Origin of the sequence: Terriglobus sp. YAF25 (assembly GCF_052113305.1) — a bacterium.
Taxonomy (GTDB): domain Bacteria; phylum Acidobacteriota; class Terriglobia; order Terriglobales; family Acidobacteriaceae; genus Terriglobus.
The window spans coordinates 1-12,539 of record NZ_JBFRCY010000100.1; the positions used below are offsets into that span (position 1 = coordinate 1).

General features: G+C 61.5%; 13 protein-coding genes. 4 read left to right on the top strand and 9 right to left on the bottom strand.

Annotated elements, in window-relative coordinates; all coding sequences use genetic code 11:
• Positions 1-504: 504 nt before the first annotated feature.
• On the top strand, positions 505-1,218 hold the full coding sequence (locus AB4043_RS05950; protein WP_442302028.1) for a hypothetical protein: 714 nt from the start codon (positions 505-507) through the stop codon (positions 1,216-1,218).
• A 146-nt stretch (positions 1,219-1,364) separates the two neighbouring features.
• On the opposite strand, the gene AB4043_RS05955 is transcribed toward AB4043_RS05950, so the two are convergent.
• The 5 genes from AB4043_RS05955 to AB4043_RS05975 all read right to left on the bottom strand — a co-directional run bounded on the left by AB4043_RS05955 (position 1,365) and on the right by AB4043_RS05975 (position 5,418).
• A complete protein-coding gene (locus tag AB4043_RS05955; protein WP_442302027.1) occupies positions 1,365-1,562 on the bottom strand; it encodes a hypothetical protein in 198 nt (65 codons plus the stop codon).
• Between the two features lie 30 nt (positions 1,563-1,592).
• Complete coding sequence (purK, locus tag AB4043_RS05960; protein ID WP_442302026.1) at positions 1,593-2,747, bottom strand: 5-(carboxyamino)imidazole ribonucleotide synthase; 1,155 nt, start codon at positions 2,745-2,747, stop codon at positions 1,593-1,595.
• The gene (gene purE, locus AB4043_RS05965; protein ID WP_442302025.1) at positions 2,744-3,241 is read right to left on the bottom strand and encodes a 5-(carboxyamino)imidazole ribonucleotide mutase; all 498 of its coding nucleotides are present in this window, start codon (positions 3,239-3,241) and stop codon (positions 2,744-2,746) included. The genes purK and purE overlap by 4 nt, the downstream gene beginning before the upstream one ends.
• 367 nt (positions 3,242-3,608) lie before the next feature.
• Positions 3,609-4,439 (bottom strand): DUF3037 domain-containing protein, encoded by an 831-nt coding sequence (locus tag AB4043_RS05970; RefSeq protein ID WP_442302023.1) that lies wholly within the window; start codon positions 4,437-4,439, stop codon positions 3,609-3,611.
• A gap of 157 nt (positions 4,440-4,596) precedes the next feature.
• Complete coding sequence (locus AB4043_RS05975; RefSeq protein WP_442302022.1) at positions 4,597-5,418, bottom strand: HipA family kinase; 822 nt, start codon at positions 5,416-5,418, stop codon at positions 4,597-4,599.
• Between the two features lie 131 nt (positions 5,419-5,549).
• Between AB4043_RS05975 and AB4043_RS05980 the strand changes: the two genes are divergently transcribed.
• Positions 5,550-5,750, top strand: a complete 201-nt coding sequence (locus tag AB4043_RS05980; protein WP_442302171.1) for a hypothetical protein — start codon at positions 5,550-5,552, stop codon at positions 5,748-5,750.
• A gap of 6 nt (positions 5,751-5,756) precedes the next feature.
• Positions 5,757-6,731, top strand: coding sequence for a Gfo/Idh/MocA family protein (locus AB4043_RS05985; protein ID WP_442302021.1), 975 nt, complete (start codon positions 5,757-5,759; stop codon positions 6,729-6,731).
• 54 nt (positions 6,732-6,785) lie between these two features.
• Here AB4043_RS05985 and AB4043_RS05990 read toward each other — a convergent pair whose 3' ends face one another.
• The 4 genes from AB4043_RS05990 to AB4043_RS06005 form a co-directional block, all read right to left on the bottom strand.
• A complete protein-coding gene (locus AB4043_RS05990; RefSeq protein ID WP_442302020.1) occupies positions 6,786-7,673 on the bottom strand; it encodes a hypothetical protein in 888 nt (295 codons plus the stop codon).
• Between the two features lie 115 nt (positions 7,674-7,788).
• The gene (mltG, locus tag AB4043_RS05995) at positions 7,789-8,703 is read right to left on the bottom strand and encodes an endolytic transglycosylase MltG (protein WP_442306666.1); all 915 of its coding nucleotides are present in this window, start codon (positions 8,701-8,703) and stop codon (positions 7,789-7,791) included.
• 244 nt (positions 8,704-8,947) lie between these two features.
• Positions 8,948-10,351 carry a serine hydrolase domain-containing protein gene (locus AB4043_RS06000; protein WP_442302018.1) on the bottom strand — a complete coding sequence of 468 codons (1,404 nt, stop codon included), beginning with the start codon at positions 10,349-10,351 and terminating at the stop codon, positions 8,948-8,950.
• Positions 10,352-10,362: 11 nt separating this feature from the next.
• Positions 10,363-11,643, bottom strand: coding sequence for an NAD(P)/FAD-dependent oxidoreductase (locus AB4043_RS06005; protein ID WP_442302017.1), 1,281 nt, complete (start codon positions 11,641-11,643; stop codon positions 10,363-10,365).
• Between the two features lie 374 nt (positions 11,644-12,017).
• Here AB4043_RS06005 and AB4043_RS06010 point away from each other — a divergent pair.
• Positions 12,018-12,539, top strand: a 522-nt coding sequence (locus AB4043_RS06010; RefSeq protein WP_442306667.1) for a hypothetical protein, incomplete at its 3' end; no start/stop codon positions are given.

Consider the following 12,539-nt stretch of genomic DNA (forward strand, 5'->3'; position numbering starts at 1 on the left):
GGGCATCCGCTGGAGTTATGGCGGGATCATGATAGCGGGTTGTTCTGCAATTGATCGCGACTGCGTGTTTGTTGGTAGACTCGGAGGCTTTGCCCTCAGCGGTTGAACGCCTCTTTCATTTGGCTGTTGGTATGGGACGGCTGAAAGCCGTCCCATTAAGCAAAACATTTCGCGCCTAGCGCGAATACCCAGGTCCCGGGGGACCTGGGGCACCCAGTTCGGAGCTTAGGATGACAACATTTATGAAGGCGCCACTAGCGGCAAATTCGCTTTCAATGGAGGACTATAGATCGGGCCTTCAGCCCTCTTTTTCTTTTGTTGCCGGAAACCTGGGGCGTTGCCCCAGGCTGATATAGAGCGCGCCTTCAGCGCTTATTGGAAACCGGCTTCGTCGGGGACTCCGGCCTTCAGCGCTCGGAACCGTGGCGCGACTAGACTGTTGATGGCGGCTCTTATTGCTCTTAAGTGCACGCCGCTGTGGAACGTGCAGAGGACCCAAGTCTTATGCAGCCCCTTCCCGAGAGACACGCGATTCCGAATGCTCCGCGGTTCTATGTCAGTGAGCGGCAGCCGATACGGCGTTCCGCTGTGTTGCTCGCGATGGTGATGGCGGTTGTCGTGCTCTTCGCGGTTGCGTATGCGCTGCGTCACAACGGGCACATTCGTTTCAGTCAGGATGATGATGAGGTCTCACGTTCGTCCAGCAGTGGTGCGTCGGCGAGGTCGCACGACGACGATAACGACGATCCGAACCAGATCGATACCATTGCGCTTTCCGATCCGGCGGATGCTCCGGTGCCGGCGCGCAAGGGAGATCATGTGAGCCCGGTTCATCCCACCCTGTTGGTGCATCTGCCCCGTTATGGGAATCAGACCGGGCTTATTCCTGATACTCCATCAGGTCATCTGCTTTATAAGTGGCTTGCGGCTTTCAACCAGGCGAGTGCGCCGGCGTTGGTTGAGGCTGTGCCCACGCTGGCGAGCGAAGAGGTGGTTGCCGCGCAGATGGATCTGCGGGAGCAGACGGGTGGGTTTGCTCTTCTGTCGGCGAAAGAGGTGCAGCCGGGGGTGCTGGTCTTTCGGCTTCAGAGCCAGAGGCCGCCGGCGTTTGAGGTGTTGGGGACGTTGCAGGTGCGGGCTGGGTCGAATCCGGCGAGTGTTGCTAGTTTTAGTTTGCGTGGGGTTGAGGCGGCGCATCCGGGGATGGAGGTGAAGTGACAGGAAGATGGATCGAGCTTCGCTCGATACTTCACCCCAGCGAACAAGTTCGCTGGGGACCCCGATACTCCCACATCTGCTCCGCAGATATGGGGCACCCGGTGTATAGGTTTCGGATCGGCGTATCGGTAGAGTTCGCGCGCACTCTACGTTGCCTTGCGCTGGAACGAGGTCTTCTTGGCGACGTTGCCCTTTGCTTTGAAACCGCCGGTAGCRCCGTTGCTGCCGGGCTTGGCGCCCGCGGCCTTGCCTTTCATCTTCTCAAGCATCGCCTGCAACTTCTGCTCTTTGGGGCTTAGGCCCGTCTTCCGAACGGGCGCTTTGGGAACAAGATCATTACTCATAGGGAAGATCGTACACCGGGGCGGCAGTGATCACAGCAGCGACTTCGCCTCCCGTACCCGTGCAATCGCCTCGTCGCCGGTTGCTCCCACAGCGGAGAAGTGGCCCATCTTGCGGCCGCGGCGCGGCTTCAGCTTCTCGTAGAGATGTAGCCTCACCCCCGGAACCGCCAAGGCGGCATCAAAGCGCGGCTGACGCTCATTGCCTTGCTCATCGAGCCAGACCTCGCCCAGCAGATTGACGATCGCCGCAGGCTGCACCAGCGAGACATCGCCGAGAGGCAGATCGCAGACGGCCCGGATCGCCTGTTCGAACTGGCCGGTCACACAGGCGCGCTCGCTTTGGTGGTAGCTGTTGTGGGGACGCGGAGCGAGCTCGTTGATCAGCAGCTTGCCGTCTTTGGTGACGAACATCTCCACCGCCAGCAGGCCTTCGAGCTGGAAGGTATCGGCCAGCGCTTCGCCGATCTGGCGCGCCTGGCGGTCGAGCTCATGCGGTATCGGGGCGGGGATCACGCTCCAGACCAGGATCTGGTTCTCGTGCACGTTGCCGGCAGCGGGAAAGACCTTGACCTCGCCGCTGGGCGAACGCGAGACCATCACCGAGATCTCCTGTTCGAGATCGACCGCCTTTTCGACGACGCAATCGGTCTCGCCGACGGCGAGCCAGGCATCGCGGATCGATCCATCGGAGACCTCTTCGGGATACATGCGGGCCTGTCCGCGGCCGTCGTAGCCGCCACGGGCGCTCTTGATGAAACAGTCGCCGCCCAGCTCCATCACCGCGCTGGACAACTCTTCCAGGCTACGGACGCCGCGGAAGGGACCGACGGGGAAACCCATCTTCTGCAGCCAGGTCTTCTGCTCAACCTTGTCCTGGATGATGGCAAGCATCGGCGCTCCGGGGCGCACCGGCGCAAAGCGCGAGGCCATGGCCATGCTCTCGGGTGAGATCTGTTCGATCTCGAGCGTGACCACATCGCATCCGCGGGCGAGGTTGCCGGCCTCCCAGTCATCGCGCCAGCTTGCTTCGATGACCTTGTCGACGACATAGGCGGCGGGGCAGGCAGGATCGGGATCGAGGACGTGAATCTTGTAGCCGAAGGAGCGAGCGGCCATGGCCATCATGCGGCCGAGCTGTCCACCGCCGAAGATGCCGACGGTCTTACCGGGAAGAATTGCGCTCACGCCTCGTCCTCCAGGGACTCAGCCAGGACGGCGGCGGTGCGTGCGGCACGCCATGCCTTGAGCTTCTCGCGCAGAGCATCGTCGGTGGTGGCCAGGATAGCGACCGCCAGCAGCCCAGCGTTCATGGCTCCGGCTTCGCCGATAGCGAGCGTGCCGACGGGGACGCCCTTGGGCATCTGGACGATGGAGAGCAGCGAATCGGTGCCCTGCAGCATGGTGGCAGGCACGGGAACTCCGAGCACAGGAACGACGGTCTTGGCCGCCAGCATGCCGGGCAGATGCGCGGCGCCGCCGGCGCCGGCGACGATGACGCGCAGGCCCCGCGCTTCGGCGGTCGCGGCGTACTCCATCAGGAGATCCGGCGTTCGATGGGCGGAGACGACGCGTGCCTCACAGGGAACGCCAAACTCCTGCAACACAGTAACGGCAGCCTTCATGACCTTGTAGTCACTGCGGCTGCCCATCACCACTCCAACCAGCGGCGAGGTGCTCATGGGCCTGATGATATCAGCGGGAGGGGCGCCCCAAAGCCTTCCACAGGAAGGCTTTGGGGGTTGAATGGTGGAATTGTTGAATCGTTGAATGGTGTTTTTCCGCCGGGATGGCCGATCGACTCACCGCTCTATAGTGGGTGATTTTGAATACGTGCGCTGTTGCATTGCTGTATCGCGCAGCAGCGTGCCAAAGCCTTCCACAGGAAGGCCTTGGGTTGAATGGTTGAATGGTTGAATTGTTGAATGGTTTTCCCGGCTGGCCGAAATGATGTGGCCGCCACGCGATGCAACGTTCAGAATTGTCGATTGAATGAGGTGAGTCGATCCGTCACCCTGGCGGAAAAACACCATTCAACTATTCAACTATTCAACCATTCAACTCTCGTCTGGCCGTCTCGGCCAGACGCGGCAGGTCATTCGTAGTCAGTACACGAATCGCCTCGCGTTCCATGGTTTCGACGCCGAAGCGGTAGCGTTCCGCGGCCTCGCCTTCGGTGGTTTCGTCCACCTGGCGTAGCGGCTCGACGACGGCGGTCAGCTCCAGACCGGCGTTTTCCACGCGTTGCACACCTTCACGCAGTGAGGCTGAGGAGAAGGCCAGCACCTTGGCGGCTTCGAGGTCACCTTCGAGAGAGACGGCGTGGAAGATGCGGACGATGCTGTTGGGACGGTAGCCGCAGTCGAGCTTCAGGGGATCGCCCGGGCGGGTGTAAGCGGAGGCGGCGATGCGTTTGCGCATCAGCTCCCAGACGCCGGCGCGCTCGAACTCACTGCGCATCGCCGCGGCAATGGCGGCTCGGCCGGTGCGGCGGCGGGCTGCCGGAAGCTTGCGGGACTCGACGTAGAGCTGCATCAACTGCTCCAGCTCCGCAGGCACACTCTCGGCCAGCGTCGCCCGGGCCTCGGTGATGCGGATGCTGTTGGAGAAGGTGTCCTCCAGAACGGTCATCACCGGCTTGGGATCGGTGGCGCTGGTGCGCAGGCGAAGTGCGATCTCAGCCTCCATCGCCTCCAGCATCGCGGTATCGGCGTCCGGATCGATGCAGCGCACGCGGCTCCAGTCGCGCGTGAAACGCACCACCGCTTCGTCCGGCCGGGCGGCCTCACGCAGCAACACACCGATGTTCACGAACTCGTCCTTCACCGCATCCGGTACATAGCGCAGCAGAAAGAACTCGCAGGGAACCCGCTCCATCATCTACCTCTTCTGAACTTTCCAGCCCTCGTCAGAACCTTTTCAGTCCTCTTCTGAACCTTTTGCACTGAACCTTTGCATCTGCAAGACCAAATCATTCCCGCGGGGACATCTGCCTGTGTGCGCCATTCGATATCCCCGCATCATTGCTGAACAAAACTCACATGACATAACCGGACTCCGAGAACTGTCTCGGTACGGGAACCTTCACGCCTTCGATCCAGTTCGGGAAGGGTTTCCGATCTGATTCCCGAAACTGCACGATCAACTCTCGCACCCGTCCCCGCCGTGCCAGCAAGGCGGCGATCAACTCCTCCAGGGCATCGGTGTCGCCCGCGTACCATTCCGGCGGAATCTCTTCGGCGATCTTCCAGGCCGTGTTGGGGTCCATGGTCTCAATGCGATGCAGCCAGGGCTCGAAGCTCTGCCATCCGGTCACGCCTTCGTAGACGGTGTTGCGCAGATAGACGCCTCGCAGCGGCGGATCGCGATAGACCCAGTCGCCGGCGCCGAAGCAGAAGCCCTGATCGATGAAGGTGGCGCGGTACTTGCGCTCCCGGGGTTTGCGATGAAAGACGGCCTGGCGTCCGTTGATGTTGCCGGTCCACTTGTCGATGGCGAGCATGCCGGCAAACTCGTCGAGGTTTCGCACCTCGCGGAGCTGCTCCTCCGGCAGATAGTCCACGACCTGCCCGGGCAGAAGGCCGCCGACGAACTGCGAGCCGAAGTTCAGGCCGGCGCAGCAGCGTTCCTGTCTGTTCCTGCCGAGCTCGATCCACATCTGCGGCGAGTTCTCGACCAGCCAGGGCGTGACCTCGATGACCTCGCACGTGGGAACACTGAGGCCGGCATGGGCGGCCAGCCTTGTGGCGAGGAACTCGTTGACCAGGACGCGGAGGTGCTGGGCGTTGTTGCGGAACTTCACGACCCAGAGCCGGCCGTCTGCGCCGAGCATGAGCTGGCTCTGGGCGCCTCCGCGCATTCGTCGTATCGCCTGCACCGCCAGAACCGCCAACCCGATCCGCTCTCCCTCGTAGGTGTTTCGCCAGCATACATAAATGACACGCCCTAGCGGGTTTGCATTTCCTTTTTGGAGTTCTACACTTGACTTCTATGGAACAGAGTCTTGGAGCCCGCCGTAACGAAGACATCGCGTTGGACCTCATGAAGTTCATCGCGAACACCGTGCAAATCGCCAAGCCCGCTACCGCCTCCACCGGCTTCGGAGCCTCCGGAGCACCGCATAAGATCGACGAGCAGGTCAACCAGATTCTCGAGCTGTACGCCCGCTGCAAGAAGGCTGTGGAAGGCTAAGAGCACGTGCTTCAGGTCGCAGTCATAGGCGCCGGCGTCTTCGGCAAGAACCACATCCGTATCTATCGCGAGCTTCCCGGGGTTCACCTCGCCGCCGTGGTTGACCCGGCCGTCACCCTGGAAGACAATCCTGTCTTCGCCAGCGTGGATGAGCTGCTGGCCAGCGGCATTCCCATCGACTGTGCGTCGGTCTGTGTCCCCACCGTGGCGCATGCGCAGGTGGCATCGCAGCTTCTGCGCGCAGGCATCGACTGCCTGATTGAAAAACCTTTTGCCGCATCCCTCGCGGAGGCAGACCAGGTGCTGGCGCTCGCCGAGCAGCATGGCCGCATCGTGCAAATCGGTCATCTGGAGCGGTTCAACCCGGCGGTAACCGCGACGATGCCGATCCTGACCAAGCCCATGTTCTTTGAGTCGCACCGTCTGAGCATCTTTACGCCGCGGTCGCTGGACGTGGATGTGGTGCTGGACCTGATGATCCACGATCTCGACATTGTTCTGACGATGGTGAATTCGCCGGTAACGGAGGTGCGTGCCGTCGGCCTGCCGGTGCTGTCGCCGAAGGTCGATATCGCGAACGTCCGTCTGGAGTTTGCTACCGGATGCGTCGCGAACTTTACCGCCAGCCGCGTCTCGACGGAGCGCGTGCGTAAGCTGCGCTACTTCCAGCCGCGCCAGTATGTCTCACTCGACTTCGCGCGGCAGGACCTGCTGGTGATCGATGTCGCTGACCCTGCAGCCGCCATTGCCGCCTTTACTCAGGGTGCCGGGTTGCAGCATCCCTCCGCGGGGCTTTCGCTGAGCAAACTGCCGGTCGAGAATGGTGAGCCGCTGAAGCTGGAGATCGAATCGTTCCTGACCTCGGTACAGACACGGCAGGAACCGCGTGTGACCGGGAAGCAGGGACGCGAGGCACTGGAGCTGGCCCTGGAGATTAACCGGATGATCGCCCAGCATGCCATGCGGGCGGGATTGTTGTAGCGAATATCCCACCCATCGCGATGCGATGGATGGGGCACCCAGATTCGTGGTTGATCAGGGAAGCTGCTGAACCTGTGTCCCCGGCGGGATGGTCAGCTCGAACTGGTCGTTCTCCATCTCCTGGTTGGGGGTAAGCTTGGTGATGGTCATCGCGATCTTGAGCTGGTCAAGTGGGCGTTCGATGTTGATGCGCGTGGGAAAATCGATATCCCCGAACTTCTGGTAGCCATCGTAGGTGGCGCGGGTGACGACCCGGCCCCCGCCGTCGTAGATGTCCTGCGCGTAGGGCAGCAGGGTGCTGCGGCCTATGTGGATCACGCGGTGGGTCGCGAGCTCCACGCCGCCGTTCTTCTGGGCGTAGAGGCTGACGTCGTAGTCCGGCTCCGAGACCATCTCTTTCTTTTTGGCGTCGACCTGGATCACGCGCTCGTCCGAAGTGATAGCAACCAGCTCTCCCGGCTGCACACCCTTGATCAGCAGTGAGTCGTAAAAGACCCCCGGACGAAGGTTCTCGAGCGGGTTCTTGGACGGGGTTGCCAGCTCATTGCTGCCCGTGATCGCACGGCCCTGCGGTGGAATCCGCATCTTGAAGGTTCTGCCGTCCGTAACCATGTCAAGAGCGGTCGTGTGAAGCAGGGGTAACAGCAGAAGCACCCGCAGGTCTTCCGGCTTGCGGAGCAGGATGTAACCGCTGAAGGCCGTATAGACCGTCACCTTGCCCTGCTTAGTGCCGCCGGTGCTGGCAATGATATCCACTGACGCATTCATCGTCTTGACGGCGTCGAAGCGGCCCTGAATCTGTTTAATCAGCTCATCCAGCGTGGCGGATTTGACGTTGGCGACCGGCGGTGCCTTCTGGACGCGGTAGGTATGCCGGAAACATCCGCTGGTCAGCAACACTGCCGCCAGCAATACTCCAGCTTGCCATCGTACTCTCGTCATCCTACCCAACCTGCCAAGTATATCGGGTCGCACTTTGGGCGCCCGAACGCATGTTCTTGAATTTACGCAGACTTCTCTTGGATGTTCCATCCACGGCCAAGGGTGCGCAGATTCGTTATTTCTGTCGTTTCCTGCCAGAAGCGCTGCCAGGTACGGCGTGTTTCGGCGATCTGCTTTCCTGCTTGGACGGAGCGGGCGCCGCCGGAGCCTCACCGCTGGCGCGGCGGTAAGCCTGCACCTGTTCGGCGTGCTCCTTCAGGTCGGCGGAGAAGACGCTATGACCGGCTGCATCTGCAACAAAATAAAGGTAATTCGTCTCGGCGGGATGCATCGCGGCCTTTAGCGCCGCGACCCCTGGGCTGGCGATCGGCCCCGGCGGCAGACCGGTGTGCCGATAGGTGTTGTAGGGCGAGTCGTAGTCCAGATCGGACCGGTAGATCGTGCCCCGCCAACGATTATCAAGAAGCGCGGCGTAGATCACCGTGGGATCGGTGGCCAACGGAATGCCTTTGGCCAGCCGGTTGACGAAGACCCCGGCAACCAGGGGGCGTTCGGTATCGACACGTACCTCTTTTTCGACCAGCGAAGCCATGGTGACGGTGCGGGCGACGTCGGTAGTCAGACCCAGGGAGGTGGCCTCGCGCCGGAAGCGTTTCACCATCGCCGCCTGCATCTGTTCCGGCGTTGCATGGCGGGAGAACTTGTAGGTCTCCGGGAAGAGATAGCCTTCCAGTGACTTGGCATCGGGCGAGAGGTCGCTGATCAGGGCGGTGTTCGAACGCGCGGCGGCGAGGAAGGCATCGGCTGTGCCCAGCCCGGCGTGTTGCACAGTGGTGTGCCAGGCCTCGAAGGCGTAGCGGCTGCGAACCATGCCGGCGCGTTCCAGGGRACCGGCGATGCCGCGAACGCCGGTACCGGCGGGGATATCGACGAAGGTCTCGGTGGAAGGACCGAAGGGCGTCAGCAGGAGATACGCTCCCGCGGCCGCGACCAACAACAGAATAAGAATCAGGACTCCGAGTACCTTCACGCCGCTCCTTCTAGAGCAATTCTCCTAATACTGTAGCTTTGGAAAAATCTGCGAATGCCGTTTTCTCCGGCGCAAACAGCCAACACTTCACCCCAGCGAACGAGTTCGCTGGGGACCCCGATACTCCGCGCGATACTTTATGAGAAATGCTCCAAAGGAGAATGCTCCAACATGTTGGATTCAAGATCACAGGCCGGCGTTCCCTGCCTGATGCTTCCCATCCAGTAAAAGATCGATGGCGGCATCAGGGAACAATCAGGAACTGTTCCAGCTTGCCGTCGGTTGTCGTGAAGGTAGAGAGCCTGACCTCTTTGCCCCCGGCAAAGGTCACGGCGAAGCTGCGCAGGGTCATGCCTCCGCGCAGGCTTTCATCCTGCTTGACGACGGACTTCACCTCACCCAGGGGCTGCAGGCTGGAGGAGAAGTCGTCCAGCGCCTCCTGGTTGAAGTAGAAGTTGGCGTTGCCGGTAAAGAGCGAGCGGTCGATCTTGGCCTGCTGCAGGCCGGTGAGGATGGTCTTCGCCTGGGTTTCGGGGCTGGCGGCGGCGTTGGGTCCCGGCGGCAGCATGGCGCCGGCGATACCGCGCGCAATCGCACCGGCGGCTGAGCTCGCCTCCTGGTTCGTGAGGACGGCAATAGCGACCTTCTCATCCGGGAAGACGCTGTTGGAGGCGACGAAGCCGCCGACCTCGCCGGTGTGCGAGACGACGTGATGTCCGTTGCGGTCGCCGACACCGATGCCGAGGCCGTAGTGGGTGTCGGCGCCGTCCTTCAGCTTGAAGCTGGTCATCAGCTCGCGATAGCTCTCCGGCTTGAGCAGCGTCTGGTTCATCACGCTGAGATCCCAGGTGAGCAGGTCTTCCACCGGCATCGCCAGGTCGCCGTCGGCGAAGTACCAGCCGGGAGCCTCCAGGGTAGCCTTGCGCAGCGGGCCGAGGGCGTTGCGGAAGTAGCCGGCTACCTGCAGCCGAGCTTGATCCGTATTCAGATCCAGAACATGCTGCATGTGCAGCTGCTCCAGGATGCGCTGGCGGCGGAAGTCGGCGAACTTCATCCCGCTTGCCTTTTCCACGATCAGACCGGCGAGGACGAAGTTGGTGTTGGAGTACTGCCACTTCGTTCCCGGCTCGAAGTCCAGCGGCTTGCCGGCCCAGGTGTGGACCAGCTTGAGTGGGTCGCCGGGCTTGGTCCATTCGGGAATGGTGTAGTCCTGCGGAGCGTAGTCGGAGTAACCGGAGGTATGGGTCAGCAGGTTGCGCAGGGTGATGTCCTTGGCGCGGGTGAGCTCCGGAAACCACTTCGCCACCGGATCATCGAGTTTGAGCTTGCCCTCCTCCTGCAGCAGCAGGATGCAGGCCGCGGTGAACTGCTTGCTGATGGAGCCGATGGCGTAGGCCATCTCCGGCATGGCGTCGGCGCTGATATCGAGGCGCGATTTGCCGAAGGCAGTCGTGTAGACGATCGCTCCGTCTTTCACGATGCCAACCGAGGCGGAAGGGACGCCGGTATCCTTCAGCACCTTCTGCGCGGTCTCGTCGACCTTCTGCTTGAGCTCCGGCGAGATCTCCTGTGCGGGCAGTGCCGCCCAGAATGTCCACAGTGCCGCAACAGCGGCGAGAGTTCCGTAGGTTCTTGTCTGTATCCGCATCGGTTTTTCCATTAGACGCTGGAATTGGATGATGCGCCCTGAGGAGCTGCCTTACCTTTCGAACCGAAGCGAAAGACCGAGATGACCTTACTCATCACCCACTTGGGTAGTGCCGAGGCTGCCATGTAGTTCCGCAGCTCTTCGTAGCGGACCGCGCCCATGCTGTAGCCGATCAGGAGCCGCAGCAGGCCTTGATCGCGTGCGGCGGCGCGCACGATCTGGTCGATGCGGCCGGAGTCGTTGAAGAGGCGGCGCTGAATATCGACCGAGTGTTCGAGGTCTCCGCCGATCTCCGCCTTCCATGCTCGCTCGTAGCTCTTCAACTGCTCCTCAGAGAAATCGCCTGCCTGGATGGCGGCGATTGCTGCTTCGGCAGCCAGCGAGCCCGAGCTCATGGCGTAGAAGATGCCTTCGGCGGTGAAGGCGTTGACGAATCCGCCGGCATCGCCGGCCAGCAGAACCCGGTCTGTATAGGTCTTCGCAAGCGGGCCGCCGACGGGAATGGGGAATGCTTTATAGCCGTCCTTCTGTGTCTCGCCGGTGACGAAACCTTTCTGCTTCATCTCCTCCACCCAGGCGGCATGATGTTCTTTGCCCTTGCCGCGCAGTTCTTCCAGGTAGTAATCGAGCTTGCACCCGAAGCCGAGGTTGCAGTGGTCGGTCTTGGGGAAGATGTAGCCGTAGCCGAAGGTTTTGGTCAGCGTGAGGAAGAGCGAAACCGTATCGGGCCGCGCTGCCTGCAGCCGGGCAACCGGCGTCTCCTCCATCATGTCGACGGCGTATTCGGAGCGGATATCTCCGACGCGCAGGCCGCTGTGACGGGCGATAACGGAGTTGGCTGAGTCGCAGCCGATGACCATCTTCGCGCGGAAGGTGCGTCCGTCCGTGGCTTCGAGCTCTACGCCATCGGGCAAAACGCGCAATGCGCGGACAGTGACTCCCAGCTCCACCGGGGCGACTGCCTGGGCACGGCGGAAGAGAGCGGCATCGAACTCCCAGCGGCGGATCAGGTACATGATGGGATCGGCCTGCTGCCAAGTCACGCCGGTGCCGTCGGGCGACTGCAGGTAGACGCGCCGGACGGGATTGGTGCCGATCTCGGAGAGGACGTCTCTGACATAGGGGAAGCGTGTCAGCATGCGGGCGGAGAGGCCGCCTCCGCAGGGTTTTTCACGAGGGAAGACTTCGGCTTTTTCCAGCACGAGCACACGCACGCCGGCCTCACCAAGCCGTTTGGCAGCTGTGGATCCGGACGGACCGGCGCCCACCACAATCACGTCAATGTTGTTCATAAATGCGCTCCCAGCTTACTAGAGCAATTCTCCTAATACTGTGTTGGAGAAATCTGCGAATGCCGTTTTCTTCGAAGGAAAACGGCGCAAACTGCAAACGCTTCGCTCTACACCTTTAGGAGAACTGCTCTAGAGCCGCCCCATAGTACCGCAGTCCTTTGTTCGTTCTTGGTGGCGTGTACCATTGCGCCGAGGTTGACCGCGCATGAATCCCTCGACACGACCCATTGGAAAAAGGGATTGAGCGTAGCCTGTCTTCCCTAAAGGGGATTGAGATCCAGATTGCTTCCGCGGAGTGCAAGATTGGGCTATGCGGCCTGAGGTAAGCTTTTCGGGTATGGCACAGCAGGACCAACCTGCTGAGCACAGTGCTGATGCTGAATGCCCAGCTCATTCCGGATACGGTTGCCCTGGTAACGCTGATCGCGTTGCTGGAGGTCTTTCGGCGTCGCCATCCCGCGGACCGGGTGCGGCTGTGGCTGATCGGCATGCTGTGGATCTTCGTTGAATGCGTGGCACGGATGTTCTATGAGCGCCACGCTCCCTACCACCGGTTCCTTCACGTCGTTGCGCTGGATTCGTATGTGATTGCCGGGACGATCTTCGTCTATAGCGCGCACCGGAACGCGATTCCCTGGATCACCCGGTTTGTGGTGCACGCGGTCAACGTACTTCCAATGGCAGTCATCGCAACGCTGTACGGCGCCGAGTATCGCGGTAGCATGGCTCCCTATTACGTATGCTGCGCATTTGCGCTGGTAACGGGCGCCCTGATGGCGACGGTCTTTCGCAGCAGCCTGTCCAGCCGGCTGGGAACGTATCTCGTCTTCCGCATCCTCATCTGGGGACCGGCGGTCGGCTTTCTGTATACGCAACAGGTTCGTGCAGCCGTGTAC

What these genes read in the sequence shown, in the direction of transcription:
- AB4043_RS06000 (WP_442302018.1), bottom strand. Translation starts at nt 10,351, where the DNA reads ATGCGGATACAGACAAGAACCTACGGAACTCTCGCCGCTGTTGCGGCA.
- AB4043_RS06005 (WP_442302017.1), bottom strand. Translation starts at nt 11,643, where the DNA reads ATGAACAACATTGACGTGATTGTGGTGGGCGCCGGTCCGTCCGGATCC.
- AB4043_RS05970 (WP_442302023.1), bottom strand. Translation starts at nt 4,439, where the DNA reads ATGATGGAGCGGGTTCCCTGCGAGTTCTTTCTGCTGCGCTATGTACCG.
- AB4043_RS05975 (WP_442302022.1), bottom strand. Translation starts at nt 5,418, where the DNA reads ATGCGCGGAGGCGCCCAGAGCCAGCTCATGCTCGGCGCAGACGGCCGG.
- AB4043_RS05980 (WP_442302171.1), top strand. Translation starts at nt 5,550, where the DNA reads ATGGAACAGAGTCTTGGAGCCCGCCGTAACGAAGACATCGCGTTGGAC.
- purE (WP_442302025.1), bottom strand. Translation starts at nt 3,241, where the DNA reads ATGAGCACCTCGCCGCTGGTTGGAGTGGTGATGGGCAGCCGCAGTGAC.
- AB4043_RS05950 (WP_442302028.1), top strand. Translation starts at nt 505, where the DNA reads ATGCAGCCCCTTCCCGAGAGACACGCGATTCCGAATGCTCCGCGGTTC.
- AB4043_RS05990 (WP_442302020.1), bottom strand. Translation starts at nt 7,673, where the DNA reads ATGACGAGAGTACGATGGCAAGCTGGAGTATTGCTGGCGGCAGTGTTG.